This is a genomic window from Actinoplanes sp. G11-F43, assembly GCF_050589265.1.
In the GTDB taxonomy this organism is placed as follows: Bacteria; Actinomycetota; Actinomycetes; order Mycobacteriales; family Micromonosporaceae; genus Actinoplanes.
This window is the reverse complement of the sequence record NZ_JBNZCE010000029.1, coordinates 100,073-124,311: the sequence shown is the minus strand read 5'-3', so window position 1 is coordinate 124,311 and position 24,239 is coordinate 100,073. Positions and strand designations below refer to the sequence as shown.

Sequence of the window (24,239 nt, the reverse complement as noted above, 5' to 3'; positions counted from 1 at the left end):
CACCCCTTCGGTGCCGCTGAGGACAGTCAACCTCCGCCGGAGGCCCGGCCGTAGGGCCTAACGTCCCTATGGTGAGCGTCACCGGCCAGGACATCCGCGACGCGGTGCTCGGCCTGGTGCCCACCGCCCTGGCGCTGACCGTGGCGTCCTGGCTGCTGATCGGGCTGGACCTGGGCGTCTGGTGGGTGGGCCTGGCGGTGGCGGCGGTGGTCACGGCCGGCGACCGGCTGACCCGGCCGGTACTGCGCCTGCTGGCCCGGTGGTACGGCGCGGTCGCCGCCCTGGTCCTCGGGGTGCTCACCCAGATCCTGCTGGTCGGACTCACCCTGATCTGGATCCCGCAGGTCCGGGTGGACGGCTGGGACACCGTCCTCGGGGTGTTCACCGTGGTCGGCGTGGTCTCGGTGGTGGTGCAGTGGGTGCTCGGGGTGAACGACAGCTCGTACCTGGTCGCCGATCTGCTCCGGCGGGCCCGCCGCCGCGCCCGCCGGCAGGGAACTGCCGCACCGGCCGCCGCCACCGGGCTGGTGGTGGTGCAGATCGACGGGCTCTCCCATCCGCTGCTGCGGCACGGCATCACCAGTGGGGTGCTGCCCACCCTGTACCGCTGGGTGCGGTCCGGCAGCCACGACGCCACCGGCTGGTGGGCCCGGGTGCCGTCGACCACCCCGGCCAGTCAGGCCGCGCTGCTGCACGGGACCAACGACGGCATCCCGGCGTTCCGCTGGTACGACCGGGCGCTCGGCCGTCTGGTGGTGGCCAACCGGCCGGCCGACGCCGAACTGATCGAGAAGCGGGCCTCGGACGGGCACGGGCTGCTGGCCGGTGGCGGGGTGAGCGTCTCCAACATGTTCAGCGGCGACGCGGCCACCGCGCTGATGGTGATGAGCCGGGCCGGGCGGCGCGGCGGGCTCGGCCCCGGCGGGGACTATCTGCGGTTCTTCGCCCGGCCGTTCATCCTGGTCCGGTCGCTGGTGCTGACCGCCGGTGAGATCGTCAAGGAGATCTTCCAGGGGCGGCAGCAGCGGATCCGGGGCATCGAGCCGCGGATCCACCGGCACGGCTGGTACCCGCTGCTGCGCGGGCTCACCAACGTGCTGCTGCGGGATCTGAACGTGGCGCTGGTCGCCGAGCACATGATGCGCGGCGCGCCGGTGATCTTCGTGGACTTCGTCGACTACGACGAGATCGCCCACCACGCCGGGGTGGCCCGGCCCGAGTCGCTGGACGCGCTGGCCGGTGTGGACCGGGTGCTCGGCACGCTCGAACAGATCGCGGCGGCGGCCCCGCGCGGCTACCGGTTCGTGGTGCTGTCCGATCACGGGCAGAGTCAGGGTCCGACGTTCCGCCAGCTCTCCGGCCGTACGCTGGAGGAACTGGTCCGCTCCGGCCTGGACGGACCGCCGGCCGCGACCGTCGCCGCCACCGGTGACGTGGAGGGTTGGGGCCCGGTCAACGCGCTGCTCGCCGACCTGCTCGGCACTCAGGGACCGGTGGGTTTCCTGGCCCGTACGGCCCGGCGGCGGGCCGGCGACACCCGGGCCGGCATGCTCGTCGGCCCGGCCGGCGCCGACGTGGCCGGCTCCGGTGGGGATCTGGTCGTGGTCGGCTCCGGCAACCTGGGGCTGGTCTGGTTCCCGCGGCTGCCCGGCCCGGTCACCCTGGAGGATCTGCGCGAACGATTCCCGGCGCTGATCCCCCGTCTGCTCGCCGAGCCGGGCATCGGCTTCCTGGTCGCGGTCAGTGCCCGCGGCCCGCTCGCGATCGGCCCGCGCGGGGTGCACGTCCTGGCCGACGGGACGGTGCAGGGCGAGGATCCGCTGGCGCCGTTCGGGCCGCGGGCCGCCGGGGATCTGCTGCGGGTGGCCGGTTTCGACAACGCGCCGGATCTGTGGGTGCACTCCACACTCGATCCGAGCACCGGCGAGGTGCACGCGTTCGAGGAGCTGGTCGGCTGTCACGGTGGGCTCGGCGGCGGGCAGAACGAGGCGATCCTGATCCACCCGCACGACTGGCCGCTGGACGGCGACCTCCTCGACGACGGGGTGCTCTACGGCGCGGACCGGGTCCATCAGCAGCTCAAACGCTGGATCCGGGAGGCCCGGATCGAGTGACGGCGGCCCCGGGTACCGCCCATTGGCCCGGGACCGCCGTCAGGTCCGTGCGGTCAGCGACCGGCCTTGGTGCCGGCGGCCTTCTCGGCGCCCGCCTCCTCGGCGGCGCCCTCCTCGGCCTCCTCGGCGCCTTCCTCAGCACCCTGCTCGGCATCCTCGCCGGCGCCCGCGTCACCGGCGGCGGCCTTCGCGTCGGCCAGGGTCAGGCAGGTCTGGAGCAGGGCCTGTCGCGCGGTGTCCACCTCGGCGACGGCGCCCGCGTCCTCGGCGGCACCCTCCTCAGCGGCGCCCTCCTCAGCGGCGCCCTTCTCGGCGCCCTTGCTCTTCTCCGCGGCGCCCTTCTCCTTCGCCGCCGCCTTCAGCAGCTTGGCGTATTTGCGAGCCTGGGCCCGGTTCTCGGCGCGCTCGGCGGCAGCGCCGCCGGCCTGCTCGGCGTCCCCGCCGCCGGCCTCCCCGGCGGCGGCCGCGACATCGGCGGCGAAGGTGTCACACGCCGCCTCCAGCGCGAGCGCGGCCTCGGCGGCCACCTCCTCGGGGGCCTGCTCCTGCTCCTCGACCGGGGCCAGTTCCTCACCGTCGCAGATCACCACGCCGCCGTTGATCTGCAGCTCGGCACAGTTCGCGATGTCGAACTGCTTGCCGTCCACGTTGATCAGCCCGGCCGCCTCGGCCTTCTGGCCACCGGCCTTCTGCTCGGTGCCGGCCGACGCCAACTGCACACCGGTGATGCCGCTGACCACCAGAACTCCGGCTACCACCACGGCGCCGATCGTCTTGCGCCGATTATCCGGGTTCCGTCGGTACGAGCGCGCCCTCATAATCACTCCTCGTCGTTGGACCTCGTTGACCTCGGTCGGGGTGCGATACGGACATAGGAGTCCACGGGGTTCAACGGTCATCAGTGAAGAGTTGACGGAGAGGGCTTTCCGGGCGTACGAAAGCGCAGGTCAGATTGGGTTTTTTCGGGTTCCGGAATTTTTTCTCGGAGTACCACCATTGAGCTACCCGATGACGGCCGCCGATGGGCACTCCCGGGCATGCCTCACGGAGGGTGATGTCAGCGGACTTCGACCTCGTAGAGTGAGTATCCGTAGATGTTGCTGCGCTTGATTCCGGTCATCCGGACGTAACGGGCGGCGTCGCCGGACAGCCCGATCCGCACGGTGCCGCCGGTGCCCGTCCTGGTGGAGTAGACGCGCTTCCAGTCCTCGCCGTCGACCGAGGTCTCCACCCGGTAGGCGACGGCGTGGGCCCGCTCCCAGCGCAGCACGATCTCCGACAGCCGCCAACTCTCCCGCAGGTCGAGCTTGAGCCACTGCCTGTCGGTGAAGCCACTGGACCAGCGGCTGTCCGCGTCGCCGTCGACGGCGTTCCGCGGCGCCCACCGCTCGTCCTCGAAGTCCGAGGCGGTCGCCACAGCGGCCAGCGCCAGGTTGGCGCCGGACGGGTTCGCCTTACCGGCCGGTGGCGGCGCGATGGTGGTCCGCACCGCGGTCGGCGACGCGGTGCCGGCCGGTGACGCGGAGGCGGACGGGCCGGGACTGGGCGCGCTGATCACCGACGGCGCCGGACCACTGGCCGACACGCTCGGTGACCAGGACTGCCCGATGCTCCCGGTGACCGGGCCGGACGCCGTCGCCCCTGCCGAGGCGGTGGCACCGACGGCCTGCCCGGGGCGGAACAGCGGATCGGCCGCGATCAGGCCGGCCGGTATCGCCACCAGCACCGCGCCGCCCGCCGCGAGCAGACCCCAGCGACGCCGACCGGAACGTCTCACCTCGGGAGCCGGGGAATCAGCGGCCGGCGGTTCAGCCGCGGGCGGTGTGATCGCCGGGAAGGCGCCGGTCCGGGTGATCCGTTGCTGGTGGGGGATCTGCGGCATCCGGGTCAGTCGCAGGCTGTCCGCCCGGGACGGTTTGCGCTGCTCCTCCCCCGGCTGCCCGTCGTCGCCGCGGCCCACCCCGTCGCTCCCGCCCACCCCGGATTCCTCCCCCGCTCGATGAGATCCACGCGACCCGGTGATCGCCGCGCGATATCTTGGCCTACCCAGGACACCGCATGATTGCGACAGGGCCGCGCGGGCACTCCCGGTAGGCCTCCGGTCAGGCAAAGGTGCCCATGAAAGTGATTGCAGTCACATCGAGCGTGTCGGTGGTCGACGGTCGAGGAAGTTGCGGAACCGGCGCCGATCAGCGCAAGCCCGGGGTCAGGAAGACCACGGAGGTGCCCCTCGGGAATGGCACGCCCCCGGCACCGTCCTGACGAGTGATCCAAGCCACAATCAATTCCGATTACGGTACGTCACCCCGCCGGCCACCACGGTGAGCAGCACCGGAGACTCGGCGAACTCGTCCGGATCGGCGGTCAGCGGATCCAGGCCGAAGACGGTCAGGTCGGCCCGGCACCCGGGGGACAGCCGGCCCGCCGCACCCACCAGCCCCGCCGCGGCCGCCGCCTCCGACGTGTAACCCTCCAAGGCCATCCGGGCGGTCAACGCCTGCTCCGGCAACACCGGCTCGACCCCCGACCGCCCGGCCGGACGCCGCAGCCGGGCCGCCGCGATGATCGCGCGCGGATCGAACGGCGCGATCGGCCAATCCGAACCCAGCGCCAGACGGGCACCCCGCTCCCGCAGGTCACGGGCCCGGAACGCGCGATCGGCCCGGCGCTTGCCCAACCGGGTCGACCAGTTGTCGGAGTGGTCCGCGCGGGTGTATCCGGTGCAGTGCGTGGGCTGCATGCTCGCGGTCACGTCCAGCCCGACGAACCGCTCGATCAACTCGGACGGCATCGTCTCCAGGTGCTCGACCCGGTTCGGCACCGGCGAGGTGCGGGCCAGACCGGCGTACGTGTCGAGCACGTAGCGGACCCCGGCATCCCCGATGGCGTGCGTGACGATCGGGACACCGTGCCGGTTCAGGTGCCGGACGGCGGCCGTGTAGTCGGCGGGATCCGGCCAGAGGCAGGCCGTCGACTCGCCGTGTGAATCCGGTTCGTCCAGCCAGGCGGTGCCGCCGTCGACCGTACCGTCGATCATGAATTTGGCGCCCTGGACCTGCCAGCGGCGACCCGCCAGCCGCTGCCGGGCCACCACCTCGTCCAGACCGTCCCGGCCCGCGCCCGGCATCACGAACGGCGCGCACCGCCACCGGACCGGCAGCTCGCCGTCCTCCTCCAGAGCCCGGAACAGCTCCAGCGAGTCGCCTTCGAAATCCATCGCGTTCGCCGCCGTCAGACCACACTCGGCCATCCGGTGCAGCAGATCGGTCAACCGGGCCCGGCGATCCGCCGGCACGTCGTCCGGCAGCAGCGTGCGGACCAGATCGAGAGCCTCCAACTCCAGCAGATGACCGGTCGGGCGGCGGTCCGCGTCACACACCACACTCGCGCCGCCGGCGAAGGACCGCGGCCCGGACACCCCGGCCAGCTCCAGCGCCCGCGGGCTGACCAGCGCCGAATGCGCGTCGAACAACAGCAGGAACACCGGGACGTCCGGGCCCACCGCCGCCACCAGCGGGTCGAACGTGATCGGCGCGCCCTCGAACACGTTCGGATCCAGGCCCCACCCCTCCAGCCAGCCGCCCGGCGGAACCGCGCGCAACGCCACGATCAACTCATCGACGGTACGGATCGGCGACAGGTCCACGCCCCGGGTCAGCCCGATACCCATCACCGGGTGGAAATGCCCGTCCACCAGGCCCGGAGTGACAGTGGCCGAACCCAGATCGACCACCTCGGTACGGGGTCCACGCCAGTCCCGGACATCGGTCCGGTCCCCCAGCGCGGTGATCACACCACCGGACATCGCGATCGCGGTCGGGGCGCCGTCACCGGCCAGCGTGTGGATCCGGTCGGCCATCACAATCAGATCGGCGGTGCTCACGTCGGGGCTCCCTCCGGCCGGGCTTCGTATCGCCGTCGGTCACTGTTCAGTACCGGCGTAGCGGCGATCCGGTTCACCCACAGGGTCGCCCCCGGCCGGCCCGCGCCCCAGCCCCCGAACGGGCGTCGGCGCCCCGTCGAGTGACACCCACCCACCAGAAGCACTCTCACCTGCCGGAATCCACGCGGCGTAGTTGCGCCGATGCGAGATCCTTGTCGTTCTGACCTCCTGCTACCCCCGGGAACGGCCACGTGACGACCTCGTACCCATGCCCCTATTGCGGAGCCCCCGCCGCTTTACCGGCCGGATGCCCGGCGTGCGGAGCCGGCCCCGACCCCGAAGCCGCCGAAGTGATCCGCCTCGACGGCGAGATCGTCGACCTCGACCGCCGGCTGACCGACGCCCACGCCCTGATCAGCGATCTCGGCGTCCGGATCCAGCAGGCCCGGATCCGTCGTGGCGATCTGGCCGGGCGGGTGGCCGCACGGCGGGCCGCGCACTTGTCGGGGGCTGCCGCTCCGGCGGCCTTCGCACCCTCTTCCGGTGCGCCCGCCTCGACGCCTGGGGCTCCCGCTGCGGTTCCCGGTGGTCCGGGTTCGGTCCCTGGGGCTCCCGTTCCGGTCTCCGGCGCCTCCGCTCCGGTCGCTGGTGTTCCGGCGCCCGCGCCCCGCGTTCCCGGGCCGGTCCCCGGTCCGTCTGGTTCGGTTCCGGGTGTGCCTGGCCGGGTTCCGGGTGCGCCGGTCCCCGCCGGCGGGCCGTCGTCGTTCTACTCGCCGACGCCCGGGCCGTCCGCTGAGCCGCGCCTCAGCACCATCACCGTGCAGAACGTTCTGTTCACCTTGGGCGGCCTGCTGCTGGTGGTGGCCGCGTCGGTGTTCACCGCCGTCGCCTGGGCCCAGGTGGGGGTGACCGGCCGCGCCCTGCTGCTGGCCGCCGCGACCGGCGCGATCCTGGCGGTGCCCCCGTTCGCCGCACGGCGCGGCCTGACGGCGGCCGCCGAGACCTTCGCCGCCGTCGGCCTGCTGATGATCCTGCTGGACGGTTTCGCGGCGTGGGCCGTCGACTTCCTGTGGGTACGCGACGTCGACCCACCCGCCTACATCGCGGCGGTACTGGCCGTCACCTCAGCCGTCTCCGCCGGTTACGCGAGACTGACCGGCCTGCGCGGCCCACGGATCGCCGCCCTGCTCCTGGCCCAGCCGGTGGTCCCGCTGGTCGCGGCGGCCAACGACGCCGGGATGACCGGCTGGTCCCTGTCGTTCCTGGGCACGCTGGTCCTGAACATCGCCTTCCTGCAACTGCGCCCCTACCGCCTCCGCGGCGCCACCCCCACCGGCTCCACCTCCACCGGCCAGGCCGCCACCGGCGACGCCTCCGCACACTCACCCGCTGCCGGCCACGCCTCCGCCGGGCAGCCTTCCGCCGGGGGCTCTCCTCCCTGGGCCCGGCCGGTCGGTGCGGGGCCACACCCGGGTCCGGGGCCGCGGTCCGCGCCGGGATTCACGGTCGCGCCCGCTCAGCCGGTCACCGTCAACGACGCGCTGCGGGGGATCGCTCTCGCCTGCGGCGCCGGATCGGCGGCCCTCGCCGGACTGATCGCTCTCACCGACGTACTCAGCGTGAACGGTGCCCTGAGGGTCGCCGGCGCCGGCGCCGTCCTGCTGCTCACCCCGATCGCCCTGCTGGTCTGGGCGATCCTGTCCCGGCTCACGGTGGCCCAGCGGATCACTTCCGGACTCATTCTGGTCACCACCGGCATCGTGGGCGCCCGCTGGATCCTGGAACTCCCGATCGGCTCGGCGGCCGCCGCCTGGCCGGTGACCAGGTTCGCGCTGGTCGCCCTGGTTCTCGCCGCAGTGGCCATGCTGCTCCGCCCCCGCCCGTCACTCGCCGGCCCGGAATCGGGACTCACCACGCCAGGCGACCCGCAACCCGCATCCTCCCGGACCGAACCAGCGCCGCACCCGACAACCGGCCCTGGCGCGTCGCACGCCGGAGCCGGCCCGGATGCGCCACCCCGCGGAACCGGCTCGACTGCGGAAACCCGCGACGACGCCCCGGAAGCGACGAGGCCGGAGACCGGCCCCGCGACCTCCACACCCGACATGCCGGAAACCCCGGGAACCACGCCATCCGCGGCCGGGTCGGCGACTCCGATGTCCGGGAACGGGCCGGGGGCCGGGGTGCGCGGGCGTCGCGGCGAAGCGGGTCTGGTGGACCGGGTTCGGGCGGTCTGCGGGAACGGGCCCTGGATCGGCGCGCTGATCGTGGCCGCCGGGCCCGCGATCTCGCTGCTTCTCGGTCTGACGGTGGCCGGTACCCGCAGCCTGGAGGCCTCGCGCCCGCTGCTGGACACCCCGTTGAGCTCGGCGATCGCCGGCGGGCCCGGCCCGGACGCCCTGGTGGGTCTGGCGATCACCATCGCGGCGTTCCTGGTTCTGCTGCCTCGCCGGATCCACTCCGATCTGTTCCTGATCGCCGGTGCCGGTGCGGCGTTGCTGGTCCCGACGGCGTTCCATCTGCTGTGGTGGTCGGCCGCGGTCACCGGGCTCCTGGCCGGTACCGCTGCCCTGGCCCGCGCCGCCCGGTCCGCCTCGGTGGAGACGGCGATCCTGCGGGCGCTGTTGAGCGTCGCGCTGTGCTTCTACGCACTCCTGATCGCTTTCGGCCATCCCGGGGTGGTGGCGGCACTGTTCGCAGCGTTCGCCCTGCTCGGCGCCGGTACCGCCCGGCTGGTGCGCTCCGGCCCGCGCGAGGGCGACATCGGCACCGCCGCACTGCTGGCGGGCCTCGCGGCGACCGGCCCGGCGGTCTGGCTGGCCCTGCTGGCCGCCGACCAGACGGTGACCACCCAGGTACGAGCGTCACTGCTGGTGACCGCCGCCCTGTGCGGGGCGGCGCACCTGGTCGTCAGGTGGTCCGCCCCGGCACGCGGTGGTGTGCCGGTGGGACCGGGTCTCTCCCGGTACGGGCTCGCCGCGCTCGTGGTGGCCCTGCTAGCCATCGCGGGCACCCCGCTGTGGTCGGCACCCGGTTCCGATCCGGTGGTCCTGTACTCCGCGGCGGCGCTGCTCCTGGCCGTTTCGCTGCTGCCGATCGCGGGGGCGCGGGCGCTGGCCGGGGCCGGGGCGGTGATTCCGGGGCTGACGCTGCTGGCGCTGACCGCCGGGGATCTGGCCGTGGTGGTCTTCGAACCGTGGACCGCCGTCTCCGGCATCTGGTCCGGTATCGCGCCCGCCCAGTCCCCGGTGGCCTGGTCGAGTGTGGGCGCGCTGGCGCTGGCCGGGGTCGCGGCGGGCGGTGCGGCCTGGCTGGTGCGGTCGGCCCGGGCCGCGATCAAGGTGGGGGTGGCCTTCGCCGTCCTGCTGGTTCCGCTGGTGCCGGCGGCGGCCGGCGCCCCCTGGCCGGCGGTGCCGATGGCCGCCCTGGCCGGTGGCCTGGCCGGGCTGACCGCGGTGGCGCTGATCCCGGTGCGGCGGGTCGCGACCGATCTGCTGGCCGTGCTGTTCGGGGTGCTGGCGGCGGCCGGGGTGGCCGGTTCGCTGGCCGGGCATGTGGCCACGATCGTCGCGTTCACCCTGGTCGTCGCGGCGTCGGTGGCGGTCGGCGTGGCCGGTTCACTGAGCGCCGTCCGGATGGCCGGCTGGACCACGGGATCGATCGGGACCGTCGTGCTGGCGTACACGATCGCGGATGCTCTTGATCTCGCCTCGGGTGGTGCTGCGCTGGCGATCCTGCTGGCCGCGGCCCTGATCGTGGCCCTGGAGTGGGTGCTGACGTCGCGCCGGCCGGCGGAGGCGTGGGGGCCGTTCGGGGTGGCACACGCGTCTGCGGTGCTGGCGCTGCTGACCACCGAGACGCTCGGCTGGGCCGCCCTGGTGTGCAAACTGTGGGCGCTGGTGCTCACCGTGCGTGCGCTGCGGCCGGGCGAGACGGGCACGATCCGTTTCCGGTACGGCATGACCTCCGGCGCGGTCGCCCTGCTCGGCTGGTGGTTCCTGCTGTGGTCGAGGGATGTCGGGACGACCGAGATCTACACGGTCCCGGCGGCGCTCCTGGCGCTGGTGGCAGGCTGGGTGGCCCGGCGTGGACGGCCGGAGCTGCCGTCCTGGGCGGCCTACGGCCCGGCACTCGCGGCGGCGTTCCTGCCATCGCTGTTCGTGATCGCCGACAGCGCTCCCGACGACCCGCAGTATCCGCGCCGGCTGCTACTCGGCGTGAGCGCCCTGGCGGTGCTGTTGATCGGCGCCCGGGCCCGGCTGCAGGCCCCGGTGGTGACCGGCGGCGGCGTGCTGGTGCTTGTCGCGCTGCACGAGCTGATCCAGTTCTGGGATCTGGTGCCACGCTGGGTGCCGCTCGCGGTCGGCGGTCTGCTGCTGGTGGGCATCGCGACCACGATCGAACAGCGCCGCCGCGACCTGGCCCGGCTGAAGGACGCGATCACCCGGATGACGTGACCGATTCAGTAGACGTCACGGACATACCGTTTGTCGGCGATCAACTGCTTGACGTACGCCGCGGCCGCCTCCTCGTCGAGGCGGCCGTGACCGGCCACGATCTCGTGCAACGCCCGGTCCACGTCGCGGGCCATCCGGCCGGCGTCACCACAGACGTAGAAGTGGGCGCCCGCCCGCAGCCAGGCCCACAGCTGGGCACCCCTCTCCCGCATCCGGTCCTGCACGTAGATCTTGGACCGCTGGTCGCGGGAGAACGCCAGGTCGAGCCGGCTCAGGATGCCGTCGGCGCGCAGAGCCTCCAGCTCGGTCGCGTAGTAGAAGTCGGTGGCGGCCCGCTGCTCACCGAAGAACAGCCAGTTTCCGCCGGGCGCGCCGGTGACCTGCCGCTCCTGGAGGAAGCCGAGGAAGGGCGCGACCCCGGTGCCCGGCCCCACCATGATCATCGGCGTGTTGGGGTCGGCGGGCGGGCGGAAATGCGGGGCCCGTTGCACGTACACCGGAATCTCGGTCCCCTCCCGCGCATCGGCCAGATGCGCCGAGCAGACACCCTTGCGGGGACGCCCGGCCGGATTGCCGAACCGCACCACCGACACGGTCAGACTCACCAGGCCGGGATCGGTGAGCGGGGTCGAGCTGATCGAATACTGCCGTGGCCGCAGGCGTTTCAGCACCCCGGCCCAGTCCGCGGCGGTCGCGTCGACCGGGTGTTCGGTGAGGACGTCGACGGCCTGCCGGCCCCAGGTCCACTTGGCCAGTTCGCCGTCACCGGCCCGGAGCAGGGTTTTGAGCTGCCCGGATCCGTTCCGCTCGGCGACGAACCGGAGCAGGTCGGCGCTGATCCGGGTGATGTCGAGGTGCCTGCTGAGTGCCTCACCGAACGGAACGGACCCGATCCGCCCGAGGTCGATCACGGTGTCCGCGTCGAGGCCGGTGACGGTGAGCCATTCGGCGACCAGGTCGGGACAGTTGACCGGCCAGACCCCCAGCGCGTCGCCCACCTGGTAGTCGAGCCGCCCTCCGGTGTCGAACGTGAACCGCCGCACCTCCTTCCCCGACCCGTCCCGGCTGAGCAGCCGATTCCCGACGAGCACAGCGGCAAGCGGCGCCGCTTTGGAAGGCGCGGCGGCAGCCCTCGCGGCCTCGGGCGCCACGGCTGCGCCCACAGCCTCCCGCGGCGCGGCGGCGGCCCCGGCGGCCCTGGACGGCACGGCGGTATCACCGGCCGGCCGCGCCGGGACCACTTCGTTCGCGCCGGGAACCGGTTCCTTCGCGCCGGGAACCAGTTCCTCCGCGCCGGGAACCGGTTCGTTCTCGGTGAGAACCGCCAGCACCGAAGCGAGCCAGCTGTCGGCGGTCTCCTCGAAGTCCGGTTCGCAATCGGCGCGGGGGGTCAGGCGGACCGCGCCGAGTTCGGCCAGGCGTTCGTCGAGGCGCCGGCCATGACCGCAGAAGTCCGCATAGCTGGAGTCACCGAACGCCAGCACCGCGAATCGGCGGCCGTCCAACCGTGGCGCCGCGTCCCCGGACAGCGAATCCCAGAAACCGGTCCCGTTGTCGGGCGCGTCCCCGTCACCGAACGTGCTGGTCACCACGAGCAGATCGGCCCCGGGATCGAGAAGGTCCGCGGCCGGCCCGTCCATCCCGAGCACACTGACCGGCCGCCCGGTCTCGGCCAGCCGCCCTGCCACGGTCTGCGCGAACTCCTCCGCGGTTCCGGTCTGCGACGCCCACAACACCTGCATGCGCCCCACCCGCGGACCGGCGGTCCCGGCCGTCTCCCGACCCTGATGGGGTACGCCCGGAGCACGGCCCCACCCCGACGCCTCCGGCGGATGTCCTTGACATGGAGCTTCCGATGCAGTGTCCCGCTCGGTGACCACAGTCGACAGCAGCCCCGCGAGCAGCCCGTTCACCCACATCGCCGTCGCCGGGTCGAAGGGCGCGGCCGCCGGCAGCACCATCGGCCCGGTGCGTTGCCCGGCCCCGGCGAGCAGACCGGCCAGATACCGGCGCTGCCCCTCGTCGAGGGTGGGAGGAGTGGGGTCGAGCCCGAGCCACGCATGCAACCGGCCGCCCGCCGTGACGGAACGGGCGTCTCCCCCCAGAAGGGCGGAAGGAAGGGCGGCGGCAGTGGGCGAGGTGGCAGCGGCAGCCAGCGGAACGGGGGTGGCGGCGGGCGGAACGGGGGTGGGCGGCGCGACGGCGGTGGGTGGGATCGCGGAGGCGGGTGCGGCGGGTGGGCCGACACGGGTGAGGGTGACCGCGCACACCTTGAGTTCCGGCTGGAAGGAGAGGGGGTCCACGGCGTCGCTGGTCACCGCGTTGACGCTGACGTATTCGCCGAAGAGGTCGTTCCAGTGGATGGGGGCGAAGCACGCTCCGGGTGTCACCCGGTCGGTCAGGGTGGCCGGCAGGACGGCCCGGCCCCGGCGGGAGGTGATCTCCACCTGGTCGCCGTCGCGGATGCCCAGGGTCGCCGCCGTCGCCGGGTTGAGCTCCAGGAACGGGGACGGGTTGAGACGGTTGAGTCTGGCGATCCGGCCGGTCTTGGTCATGGTGTGCCACTGGTGCTGGAGACGGCCGGTGTTGAGCACGAACGGATAGTCGTCGTCGGGCATCTCGGCCGGATCCACGTGCGGGCGGGCGAAGAACACGGCCCGGCCGGACGGGGTGGCGAAGCGCAGGCCGCCGTCGGGGGTGCGGTAGCGGATCGGGTTGCGGGACGGGCCGTCGACGGCGGCGGGCCACTGGACCGGGCCGCCGTTGAGCCGTTCATACGTGACGCCGCTGAGATCGTACCCAGTCGCGGGGTTGGTGAAGGTTTTGATCTCGTCGAGGATCTCGGCGGCCGACTCGTAGGCGAACGCCGGGCCGTACCCCAGCTCGGTGGCGATCCGGGCGATGATCCGCCAGTCCGGGAGGGCGTCGCCCGGCGCGGGCACGACCGGGTGGACGAGGGTGAGCGTGCGCTCCGAGTTGATCATGATGCCGTCCGTCTCGGACCACATCGCGGCGGGCAGGGCGATGTCGGCGTACGCGCCGGTCTCGGTCTCGGCGAAGGCGTCCTGGGTGATCACCAGTTCGGCGGCCTCCAGGCCGGCGATCACGGTGCGCCGGTTGCCGACCGACGCGACCGGGTTGGTGCAGACGATCCAGCACGCCTTGATCCGGCCGTCGGCCATCTGCTCGAACATGTCGATCGTGCCCTTGCCGACCTCGGTGCGCAGCGTCCCGCCGGGCAGTCCCCAAGCCCGCTCGGTGAACGCCCGGTCGGCGGGGACCAGCACCGATCGCTGTCCGGGCAGCCCGGGGCCCATGTAGCCCATCTCCCGCCCGCCCATCGCGTTGGGCTGGCCGGTGAGCGAGAACGGCCCGCCGCCGGTACGGCAGATCGCGCCGGTGGCCAGATGCAGGTTGATCAGGGCATTGGTGTTCCAGGTGCCGTGGGTGCTCTGGTTGAGGCCCATGGTCCAGAGGCTGACCCAGTTCTTCGACGCGCCGATCCACGCGGCCGCCGTGCGGATGTCACTCTCGGACAGGCCGGTGAGCGAGGCGACCCGATCCGGCGGGTAGTCGGCCAGGAACTCCGGCATCGCCTCCCAGCCCTCGGTGTGGGCGGCGATGAAGTCCAGGTCCGGTTCCAGCAGGCCCAGCAGCCCGTTGAGCAGGGCCAGGTCGGTGCCGGGCCGGATCTGCAGGAAGAGGTCGGCCTTGTCGGCGGTCGCGGTGCGCCGCGGGTCGACCACGATCAGCTTGGCGCCGGCCTTGACCCGGTCCATCATCCGCAGGAAGAGGATCGGATGGCAGTCGGCCATGTTCGATCCGATCACCAGGAAGGTGTCGGCGTGGTCCAGATCGTCGTACGACCCGGGTGGCCCGTCCGCGCCGAGCGAGAGCTTGTAGCCGGTGCCCGCGCTGGCCATGCACAGCCGCGAGTTGGATTCGATGTTGTTGGTCCCGATGAATCCTTTGACCAGCTTGTTCGCCAGATACTGGGCTTCCAGGGTCATCTGCCCGGAGACGTACATCGCGAAGGCGTCCGGTCCGTGCTCGTCGATGATGGCGCGCAGTCGCCGGGCGGTCTCGGTGATCGCGGCGTCCACCCCGGTCGCAGTGGCCGGCCCGCCCCGGCCGGCCCGGATCAGCGCGGTGTCCAGGCGGCCGGTGGCGGCGAGCAGGTCCGCGCTGGTGGCGCCCTTGGTGCAGAGGCGCCCCGCGTTGGCCGGATGGTCCCGGTCGCCGCTGACCTTGAGCGGTCCGCCGTCGCGGCGTTCCAGGACCATGCCGCAGCCGACGCCGCAGTATCCGCACACGGTTCGCACTCTGGTCACGCGGCCGAGCCTAGGAAGCCGCGGTTTCCGCCTGGTCACTTCGGGGTGCGCCGCCGATTACCCCGGGATCACGTCGCGGCGGCCCCCGTTGTGAGGACCGCCGCGATGTCAGTGCCGGATCAGGATTTGACCTCGGCGGTCTCGTCGTCGTCCTTGGCGGCGTGCCGGCCGCCGCCGGTCCACTGCGCCGGGGCGGTGGCGGGCGCCGGGCCGGAGCCGCTGCGGGTCACCATGATGCCGCCGATCACCGCGAGGAGCACACCGAGCACACCGAGGCCGATCGGGCCCCACAGGCCGGCCGCGTTGAGCAGCAGCCGGTTCGAGCGGGCCGACTCTACCGCCTTGGTCACGGTGTCCTCGGTGTAGACGAAGGTGGCGTCCAGGATGTCGATCGAGCGCCCGTCGTCCGACACGAGCTGCTTCTTCTGCTGCTCCTGGACCCGGATGTACTGGCCGGTGGTGGGCTCGACCCACACCGTCCGGGTGTTGCTGTAGTTGACCCGGCCGGTGGTGGCGCCGGGGATGAGCTGGCCGAGCAGCAGGCCGATCCGGTCGGCCGGCAGCTTCTGCGTCTCGTCGGTCAGGCTCTGGGTGAACTGGAGGGTCTCCAGGCCCTGGATGTCCTCGGTCTTCACGAACTGCACCGGGCGGGCTTCCAGGATGTCCCGGTCGAAGATCTTGTACTCGCCGTCCTGAGTGGTGCCGAACGGGAACTTGTAGACCTGGCCCTCGTAGTTGACGCCCTCGCGCTGGCCGCCGGTGTCCAGCCACTGGTCGGCCCAGGTCTGGGCGGCGCCGGACTTGCGGTCCACCGCGAGCGAGGTGCTGTACGCCTGGACCAGCTCGGCGTTGTCGGTGCGCTGGACCTGCTGTCCGCCCACCCACACCAGCGCGCTGCCGTCCAGGTCACCGTCCAGCTTGGCGGTCTTGTCCGGGTCCACCTGGACGGTGATCGTGGAGCGCAGGTCGCCGCTCTCGACGGTGACCGCCCCTTCCTTGACCTGCATGAACCGCGCGTTGGGCGCCTCGGCGACCGACTGGGTCATGGCCATGTCGTACGGCAGCTGCTTGGCCGTCGGTGCCACGACGAAGGCCAGACCGCCGGCGAATACCAACGCCAGGACGCCGAGGCCGAACAGCGCGGTGCCGATGACGCGGGACTTCATATGTCCTCCACGAGGGGGAAACGAGAAAGTGGCAGGGGTGTTGTATAAGCCGAGCTTGCAGGAGGTTACTACTGAGTCACATCCGGAAGCGAGACCCTGGACACATCTTCCTGAACGAAGGTTGAAACGGACTCGCCCTCACGTCGCAGCACGACGGTGAAATTCCACGTGAGAACCTCCCGCAGCACCGGAACCGACGCCACCCACTGCGCCCACCAGGGGTGATAGCGAGGGATGATATCGATGACGGTAATCGCGCCGGCACGCCGGGCGGCCCGGGTCCAGCGCATCACCCGGGCGGCGCTGACCGGGAAGAGCGTCTCCATGAAACGGTTCTTCGGCTCCCGGCCGTGCTTGCGCAGATAACGGGCCCGGGCCCGGGCGCCGCCGAACCAGTGCCGGAACGGCCCGGTCTCGTGGCCGCCGTGCGGGGACCACCACGGGGTGTACGACACGAAGACGGTCCCGCCGGGCCGGGTCACCCGGACCATCTCGTCGAGCATCGCCTCCGGGTCGTCGACGTGTTCGAGCACGTTGGACGAGTAGGTGACGTCCAGGGCGCCGGTGCGGATCGGCAGGGCCGTACCACTGCCGCTGATCATGCCGTTGACCTTGGCGCCGTCCTCGGCGAAGTCGCCGACCCCGGGATCCAGGCCGATGTACGTGGCTCCGGCCTTCTCGAACTCGCCGGCGAAGTAGCCGGGCCCGCCGCCGACGTCCAGCACCCGGGCGCCGGTCAGGTCCACATAGGCCCCGAGCTGGGCGACCGAGTCGGTGGCCAGCAGCGAGTAGAACCGGTCCGGGTCGCTCTGCTCGACCAGGAACGTCCGGAACAGCGTCACCGACCGGCCGAGCGTGGCCCGGTAGTGGCTGACCGGCTGCTCGGACACCGAGATCTCCTTCTCCGGGCGGCCGGACGAGGGTGCCGCCGCGGCCGCGACCGCGCACACCAGGGTCAACATCGACAACTGCACGGCGGCGCCGTACGCCCACTCCTGCCCGTCGCCGAGCAGCCGCCCGCTGACCGCGAGCACGATCGCGGTGAGCGCGCCGGTCAGCGCGATGCCGGGCAGGTATCCGGGCCGCACCTGCCGGATGATCAGCATGGTCAGCAGCAGCGCGGCACCGGCCGCGCCACCGAGCAGGACCGCGAGCACCAGCAGCGGGACGACCATCCACGCGCTGCCGCCGGGGATCGCGGTGAACACCCGGGCCAGTGGCGCGGCGGCCGGGACGACCCGGCGGCGGGCCGGGACCAGGGCCAGGATCGCGATCAGCAGCACGAATCCGGCGCCGGCCGCGAGACCGGCCCGGTACGGCTCGTCCGGGGTGAAGCGCAGCGTGACCGTGCCGCCCTCGCCGGCCGGCAGCACGAACGCCTGCTGCCAGCCGTCCACCCGGACCGGGCGCAGCGTCGCGCCGTCCAGTTCGGCGGCCCAGCCGGCGTTGTGGTTCTCGGTCACCACCAGCAGCGACGCGGCTCCGGCGCCGACCGTGACGGTGCGCTCGGTGGCCCGCCACTCCCCCACCGTCACGTCCCGGCCGGTGACCGCCGGAGTCGTGACCCCCTCGGGAACGAGCGCGGCCGAGTCGATCACGAACGCTGCCGACGGGAGGGTGCGCAGGTGCTGGTCACCGGCCTTGAGCGGGACCGAGTCGCCGGCGAAGTCGTCGCACACGGTCACCGGCAGCGGCCGGTCCGCCCGGATGTCGCCGAGGGTTCCGGTGACCGAGGTCGGGTAGGTGACGCCGCCGATCTGCACCTTCGGGCCGCTGCCGCACGGGACGGCCAGCCGGGTCCGGTCGGTGGCCGGGGCGAGCATCCGGCCCAGGGCGGGGATCTCGACCTCGGCGATGCCGGCCGGCGCCGACCAGCCGCGCCCGCGGTCGTCGGCCACCACCTTCCGCGCGCTGAACACGTCGACGGCGATCTCCAGCCGGTCGGTGACCACCGCCGGGAACCGGACCAGGCCGTCCGCGCCCACCTGCGCCGGGGTCTCCTCACCACCGGCGCGGATCACCACCTGGCTGGGCAGGGCTGCGGCCGGGACGGCCGGCACCACCAGGCGTACCCGGTCGATCCGCCGTTCGCCCTTCCAGCGCAGGGTCAGGGCCGGGTCGTCGTCGGTCGGTTCGGCCAGCCAGGCGGTGGCCGGGTCGCCGTCGATCGCGGCGTGCGCGCCGACCGTCACGTCCCCGGTGAGCACCGTGGAGGCTGTGGCGGTGACCCGCCGGGCCAGCGGAACCGTCCCGTTCGGCCGGGCCCGCGCGGTCAGCCGCAGCTCGTAGTCGGCGTCGACCGGGGTCGTGAAGTACCTGTCGATGCCGAGCGGCTCCTCACCGCGGCGGGCCAGGAACTGGTCGCAGCGGATCTCGGCCCGGTCCGCGGTGGCCGCCGGGTAGCACGAGCCACGCTCCTGGACCGCGCGGGCGAACGAGTAGACCGGGGCGGTGCCGGTGGTCTGGTCGCTGGGGGCGCGCAGGGCGCGTTCCGCGGTCAGGCCGGGGATGCCGAGTTCCCGCAGCGCGACGGCGCCCTCGAAACCCTGGCGCAGGGCGAGCACGGTGACCCGGACCGCGGTGGTCAGGCCGGGCAGGGTGGAGAGCTTGTGCGGTCCGGCGGTGGACGGCACCGGCCGGTCCACGATGCCCTGGTCGGTGGTGATCCGGACGAGCGCCACCGAGGCGGCGAACCGCACGTCCGCGGCGAAGTCGACGGTGATCTCGGTGACCCGCTTGGCGGTGCCCAGCTCGACGTCGATCCACTGGCCCTCGCCGGTCTGCAGCGGATCGGACCGCCAGGCGGTGCCCCGGTCGCCGTCCAGGGCGGCGAACGGCAGGCCGGACGGGTCACTCGCGCCGACCGTGTCGGCGAAGGCGACGCTGCTGGACGCGGTGACCGAGCGGATGCCCTGGTATTCGGCGACGGTCTGGTGGCCGTCCGGATCGAACGGGATCAGGTCGTCGCGGACCCGGCCCTGCCGGCTCTTCTCGGCGGTGGTCAGGGTCGGGCTGACGTTGTCCCGGACCCGGCCGATGTTGAGTTCCCGGCGGCGCAGCCCGTCGGTGACGATGCCGCGGGCCGTCGACTCGCCGTCGGTCAGGCCCAGCTTCCCGGTCGCGTCGCCGGCCAGCACGGTCGGCTGCCGGCCGTCCAGCAGGTCCTGTTCCAGCACGCCGAGCAGCGACTCGGGGCCGCCGCTGAGCACCGGAACCCCGGCGAGCGGCGTCGCCGAGACGGTGGGGACGTCCGCGCCGACCTGGAAGATCTCGATCGACGGGACCGAGGCGTCGTTGTCGACCGGGCTGCGGCCGACACCGCCGGCGCCGACCAGCGGCCCGAACTCGGCGGCGGGGGTCAGGCCGGGGGAGCCCTGGACGGCCCGGCGCACGGTGGCGATCGGTGGGGCGTCCGCGGCGAACCGGTCCAGGTCGTTGCGCAGCAGCAGATACTTGTAGCCGTTGCGGGCCAGGAACTCGGCCAGCGCCGGGGAGCCGCGCCCGTGCGCCAGCACCGCCTCGACGGTGTCCATCACCCGGGTGTTGCCCTCGGAGCCGAGCGGGATCTGGTTGCGGGTCGACCACGGCGCGCCGGCCAGCGGCTGCATCGGCTCGTCCACGGTCCGGCCCCAGGTGTTCTGGGCGAAGCCGGAGCCCGGGACGACCAGGGTGCGGGCCTGCGCGTCCCGGTCGGTGAGCCAGGACGCGGCGTCCCGCCAGTACGACGGCAGGCCGGTCCAGCCCGGACCCGGGCGCAGCAGCGTCATCCCGGCCGGGAGGGCCGCCACCACCAGCAGGAACGCGACCAGTGGCGCGGCCGGCACCCGCAGTCCCCAGCGCCGCCACGGGATGGTCCGGCTGGCCGCGTAGGCCAGGCCCAGCGCGACCGGCAGCCGCAGCACCGGCTCGAACTTGTGCACGTTGCGCAGCGGGGCGAGCACCCCGTCCAGCAGGTCGCGGACCACCGGCGCCAGCGGGCTGCCCAGCGTCCCGACATAACCCATGGTCAGCAGGGTCAGGCCGGTCAGCGCGCCGATGATCAGGAACCGGCGCTCCGGCATGCCGCGCGCCGCCAGCCCGATCAGGCCGATCGCGGCGACCAGCGCGGTGGCGGCCATCAGGACCGGGTTGTCGACGAGCGTGTAGCCGGCCGGCCACCACGGATCGCCCTGCACCACGTAGCCGACCCACTGGTTGGTGCCGCGGGTGGCCTGGAACAGCGAGGTCACCGCGGTGGTGGTGCCGGACGACTCGATGAAGTCCAGGAACGGCAGGCTGTACTCGCCGAACAGCAGCAGCGGGATGATCCACCACAGGGTCACGCCGACCACGCAGAGCACCCACCAGGCGATCAGTTTCGCCAGGTGCCGGTCCCAGCGGCGGGTGATCAGCCACAGTCCGGGCAGCACCAGGGCCATCACCACGGCGGCCGCGTTGATGCCGCCCATGAAGAGCACGGCCAGGGCGGACAGCGCGGCGGCCCGGCGGGCCGAGCCGATCTGCCGGTACCGCACCAGCGGCAGCATCGCCCACGGCAGGAAGACCACCGGCAGCATCTCCGAGGAGAGCGGGCCGATCTCGGTGAGCATCCGCGGGGCCAGCGCGTACGCCAGCGCGCCCACGATCCGGCCGCCGTCGGTGCCGATCCGCAGCGCCCGGGCCAGCAGCAGGGTGCCGAAGTAGGCGGCGCAGAGCAGCACCGCGCACCAGACGCGCTGGGTGATCCACGGTGGGATGCCGGCCAGGTCACCGGCGGCGAAGAACGGGCCCATCGGGAACAGGTAGCCGTACGCCTGCTGCTGCAGTTCGCCGGAGGTGGCCCACGGGTTCCACAGGTGCAGGGCCCGGGACATGAACCCGATCGGGTCCTCGGCCAGGTCGAGTTTGGTGTCGAAGGTGGTCCGGCCGGGCCGCTGCACGAAGGCGATCACGACGAGCACGAGGGCGCCGAGGATCGCCGGCAGGTGGCGGCTGGGGCTGGGTGGCGTGGTCACGGTGGTCGCGGTGGTGGTGGTCCGCTCCCGGAGGGCTGCGGTCATCGGCGGCACTCCGGGGGCAGGCAGCTGAATTCGGCGAGGGCGGTGTAGAAGATCTGGCGGATGCCGGACGGCTTCTCGGTGAGCGCGACCCGCCCGCCGGTGGCCTTGGCGATCTGGTTGAGTTCGGCGGCGTCGATCTCCGGGCCGACGCCGATGAACAGGATCGGCAGCGGGCGTTTGCGGTCCACGAGTCCTCCCAGCTCACGGAGCAGGGCGGCGCGGCCGATGCCGCTCGCGTTGTCGTCGGTGCCGTCGGTCAGGATCAGCACCATGTTGATCCGGCCGGGGGTCCAGTTGCGGGTGCCGTCGCGGTAGGCGGCCAGCGCGGTGTCGTAGAGACCGGTCCGCCCGTTCGGTTCGGCCCGCATCCGGTCGATGCGCCGGATGATGTCGTCGCGGCGCGGCCCGATCGGCCCGACCGGGACCACCTCGCGGTAGTCGCGGCGTCCGTCCAGATCGGTGGAGAACTCCCAGACGCCCAGCTCGGTGGTGGGCAGCATCAGCTTCACCCCGTCCTGGGCGGCCTTGACGGTGGCCTGCATCCGCGACTCGGCGGAGCCCGGCACCACCGCCTCCATCGACCCGGAGACGTCGAAGACGGCCAGGATGCGGGCGCTGATGTGCACTCCGCCCCAGGCGTTGAGCAGGGCTTCGGCATCGGTGACGGCGGGCAGGGCGGCCGGGGCGTAGGTCCCGGTCCGCACCCGGGTCCCGGGCGGGACGTCGGCCGGGGCGGCACCCACCGGGGTACGCAGCCCGTGCCCGGTGAAGACGTCGGCCCCGTCGGTGGCGAGCATCGCCCGCAGCAGTGCGGTGGCGTACTCCCGCTGGTCGTCGCCGGAGGCCAGCACCGCGTACGGGTAGTCGGGGCTGGGCACCGCCTTGCCGGGGTAGACCGCGATCTGCTTCGTCCCGCCGCCGGCCGCGAGCAGCACCCGCTGCTCGGTGCTGACCACCGCGGTCTCGTCCGCGCCGGGGCCGGCCGGGTCGGGGGCGGCCTCACCCGCGGTGGAGACCGTGGTGGGCGAGAGCCGCCGCATGATGCGCGCGGCTCCGGCGTCGCTCCCGGCGACGGTGCGGATGCCGACCAGGGCGCCGAAGCCGAGCGGGCTGGTCGCCGGGTCGGGCAGGGCGATCGGGACCGGCGGTTTGGCGGCGCCGACCAGCCGGGCCCAGGTGGCCCGGCCGCCCAGGCGTTTCGCGGTCCGCTCGTCGAGGGCGAGCACGATCGGGCTGGTGGCGACCGAGACGCCCTCGGCCGGCACGTGGAAGGCGCCGGTGGCGCGGGCCCGGCGCAGCCACAGTGTCGACTCGGGCAGCCACACGTCCGGCGCCTCGGTGATCGCCGGTGCCGCGGACGCGGACGCCGTACCGGAGGCGGCGGCCGATCCGGACGCACCGGCCGAACCGGAGGACGACGGCGAGGCGACGATGTCGGTGGCGGTCCGGGCCACCGCCCGCAGCACCTCGGCCGACTCGCGTTCCTCGACGACCAGATCCAGGCACGGGTCCCGGCCGGTCAGCCGGGCGGCGATCGCCCGGACCGGCGGGGCGATGCTCGGGGCCGCCGCGACGCGCAGCGAGGTCCGCTCGGCGCAGTTCGGATCGTTCCGCGTTCGATCGAGATAAGTGAATCCGGACCAGCCCGCGAGAGTCGCGATCAGAGTGACGCTCAGCAGCGTGACCGGCCAGAACTCCGGACGCGCTCGGAGACTCCCATCGCTCACGCGGTTCCTCCCGTTGTAACGCGACCGTTGCGATTGTTCCCAGAGCTGACCTACTGTGACGCGACCGCGAATCGTACTCGCTAGTAGGGATGGCAGAGTAGACCATGACGGATGCCTGCGGCGGTCACGTCCTGTTCCTGAACTGGCGGGACACCGAACACCCCGAGGGTGGGGGCTCGGAGCTCTACCTGGATCGGGTGGCCACGGAGCTGGTGCGCCGCGGCAACCGGGTGACGCTGCTCTGCCAGGCACACGGCACCGCACCGGCGGAGGAGAGCACCCCGGCCGGGGTGCGCATCGTCCGCCGCGGTGGCCGGCACACCGTCTACCTGATGGCCGCCCTCGTCTACCTGATCGGACTGCTCGGCATCGGACCGTTGTCCCGCCGCCGTCTCGGCCGACCGGACCTGATCATAGACGTCGGCAACGGCATCCCCTTCCTCAGCCGCCTCTGGGCCCGCCGGCCGGTGATCGTCCTGATCCACCACGTGCACCGGGAGCAGTGGCCGGTGGTGTTCGGCCCGCGGGTGGCCCGGATCGGCTGGTGGATCGAGTCGGTCCTGGCGGTCCGGGTCTACCGCCGCTGCCAGTACGTCACGGTCTCCGAGTCGACCCGCGAGGAGCTGATCGGCCTCGGCGTGGACCGGCAGCGGATCGCGGTGGTGCACAACGGCACACCGGAGGTGACCGGGGAACCGGTGCCGCGCACCGCCCACCCGAGCCTGATGGTGCTGGGCCGGCTGGTGCCGCACAAGCGGGTCGAGTTCGCGCTGCGGGCCACCGCGCTGCTGGCCGTGGAGATGCCCACGATCGAGCTGGTGGTGGCCGGGCAGGGCTGGTGGGACGAGCCGCTGCGGCAGCTCACCGACGACCTGGAGCTGGGTGACCGGGTGCGGTTCACCGGCTTCGTCACCGAGGAGCGCAAACACGAGCTGCTGTGCCGCTCCTGGCTGCTGCTGGTGCCGTCGCTCAAGGAGGGCTGGGGTCTGACCATCGTGGAGGCCGGGGCTCGGGGCACACCGTCGGTGGCGTTCCGGTCGGCCGGCGGGGTGGCCGACGCGATGGTGGACGGCGAGACCGGCATCCTGGTGGAGAACGAGTACGACTTCTTCCGGCGGGTCCGTTCGCTGCTGCTGGACACCGGGCGGCGCACCGGGATGGGCGGGGCGGCGGCGGTGCACGCGCGCCGGTTCACCTGGGAGAAGGCCGGGGCGGCGTTCCACGACGTGGTGACCGGGCAGCTGGCCGGGGCACGGCCGGCCCCGCTCCCGCAGCCGATCCCGCGGCAACCGGTCCGGGAATGACGTCAGGCGGCCCCGTCCGAGGACGGAACCGCCTGCCGGTGCCGCTCAGCGCTTGCCGTAGACCGCATCGCCCTGCTGCGGATCGGTGTCGCTCACGCTGGCGACGTGGTCAGCGGACGGGTTCACGGCGCCAGCAGCCGCGAACACACCGACGACGCCGAGGATGCCCGCGGCAAACGTCGCAATGACGAACGTGGCCAGTTTGGCCATGATCTTCC

Annotated in this window: 12 protein-coding genes; 3 read left to right on the top strand and 9 right to left on the bottom strand. The window is 72.9% G+C overall.

Features of this window, described 5'->3' with window-relative positions; all coding sequences use genetic code 11:
* Window positions 1-71: 71 nt before the first annotated feature.
* The gene (locus ACQ0O7_RS32295; RefSeq protein WP_430787694.1) at window positions 72-2,114 is read left to right on the top strand and encodes an alkaline phosphatase family protein; all 2,043 of its coding nucleotides are present in this window, start codon (window positions 72-74) and stop codon (window positions 2,112-2,114) included.
* Between the two features lie 53 nt (window positions 2,115-2,167).
* Here ACQ0O7_RS32295 and ACQ0O7_RS32290 read toward each other — a convergent pair whose 3' ends face one another.
* The 4 genes from ACQ0O7_RS32290 to ACQ0O7_RS32275 all read right to left on the bottom strand — a co-directional run bounded on the left by ACQ0O7_RS32290 (window position 2,168) and on the right by ACQ0O7_RS32275 (window position 6,497).
* Complete coding sequence (locus ACQ0O7_RS32290) at window positions 2,168-2,932, bottom strand: hypothetical protein (protein ID WP_430787692.1); 765 nt, start codon at window positions 2,930-2,932, stop codon at window positions 2,168-2,170.
* 239 nt (window positions 2,933-3,171) lie between these two features.
* Window positions 3,172-4,092 (bottom strand): discoidin domain-containing protein, encoded by a 921-nt coding sequence (locus tag ACQ0O7_RS32285; protein WP_430787690.1) that lies wholly within the window; start codon window positions 4,090-4,092, stop codon window positions 3,172-3,174.
* A 303-nt stretch (window positions 4,093-4,395) separates the two neighbouring features.
* Window positions 4,396-5,997 carry an amidohydrolase gene (locus ACQ0O7_RS32280; RefSeq protein WP_430787688.1) on the bottom strand — a complete coding sequence of 534 codons (1,602 nt, stop codon included), beginning with the start codon at window positions 5,995-5,997 and terminating at the stop codon, window positions 4,396-4,398.
* Between the two features lie 296 nt (window positions 5,998-6,293).
* Window positions 6,294-6,497, bottom strand: coding sequence for a hypothetical protein (locus ACQ0O7_RS32275; RefSeq protein WP_430787686.1), 204 nt, complete (start codon window positions 6,495-6,497; stop codon window positions 6,294-6,296).
* Window positions 6,498-6,710: 213 nt separating this feature from the next.
* Here ACQ0O7_RS32275 and ACQ0O7_RS32270 point away from each other — a divergent pair, with 213 nt between their 5' ends.
* Window positions 6,711-10,454: an SCO7613 C-terminal domain-containing membrane protein gene (locus ACQ0O7_RS32270; RefSeq protein WP_430787684.1), complete on the top strand. Its 3,744-nt coding sequence runs from the start codon at window positions 6,711-6,713 to the stop codon at window positions 10,452-10,454.
* A gap of 5 nt (window positions 10,455-10,459) precedes the next feature.
* Here the strand turns inward: ACQ0O7_RS32270 and ACQ0O7_RS32265 are convergent, their stop codons facing one another.
* The 4 genes from ACQ0O7_RS32265 to ACQ0O7_RS32250 all read right to left on the bottom strand — a co-directional run bounded on the left by ACQ0O7_RS32265 (window position 10,460) and on the right by ACQ0O7_RS32250 (window position 22,717).
* Window positions 10,460-14,737, bottom strand: coding sequence for a molybdopterin-dependent oxidoreductase (locus ACQ0O7_RS32265; RefSeq protein ID WP_430787868.1), 4,278 nt, complete (start codon window positions 14,735-14,737; stop codon window positions 10,460-10,462).
* A 167-nt stretch (window positions 14,738-14,904) separates the two neighbouring features.
* A complete protein-coding gene (locus tag ACQ0O7_RS32260; RefSeq protein ID WP_430787682.1) occupies window positions 14,905-15,951 on the bottom strand; it encodes a DUF3068 domain-containing protein in 1,047 nt (348 codons plus the stop codon).
* Between the two features lie 68 nt (window positions 15,952-16,019).
* Window positions 16,020-20,990, bottom strand: a complete 4,971-nt coding sequence (locus ACQ0O7_RS32255) for an alpha-(1->3)-arabinofuranosyltransferase domain-containing protein (protein WP_430787680.1) — start codon at window positions 20,988-20,990, stop codon at window positions 16,020-16,022.
* Window positions 20,987-22,717, bottom strand: coding sequence for a substrate-binding domain-containing protein (locus tag ACQ0O7_RS32250; RefSeq protein WP_430787678.1), 1,731 nt, complete (start codon window positions 22,715-22,717; stop codon window positions 20,987-20,989). The genes ACQ0O7_RS32255 and ACQ0O7_RS32250 overlap by 4 nt, the downstream gene beginning before the upstream one ends.
* 104 nt (window positions 22,718-22,821) lie before the next feature.
* On the opposite strand from ACQ0O7_RS32250, the gene ACQ0O7_RS32245 reads away from it, so the two are divergent.
* Complete coding sequence (locus ACQ0O7_RS32245) at window positions 22,822-24,021, top strand: glycosyltransferase family 4 protein (protein ID WP_430787676.1); 1,200 nt, start codon at window positions 22,822-22,824, stop codon at window positions 24,019-24,021.
* Window positions 24,022-24,066: 45 nt separating this feature from the next.
* On the opposite strand, the gene ACQ0O7_RS32240 is transcribed toward ACQ0O7_RS32245, so the two are convergent.
* The gene (locus ACQ0O7_RS32240) at window positions 24,067-24,231 is read right to left on the bottom strand and encodes a hypothetical protein (RefSeq protein WP_430787674.1); all 165 of its coding nucleotides are present in this window, start codon (window positions 24,229-24,231) and stop codon (window positions 24,067-24,069) included.
* Between the last annotated feature and the right edge of the window lie 8 nt (window positions 24,232-24,239).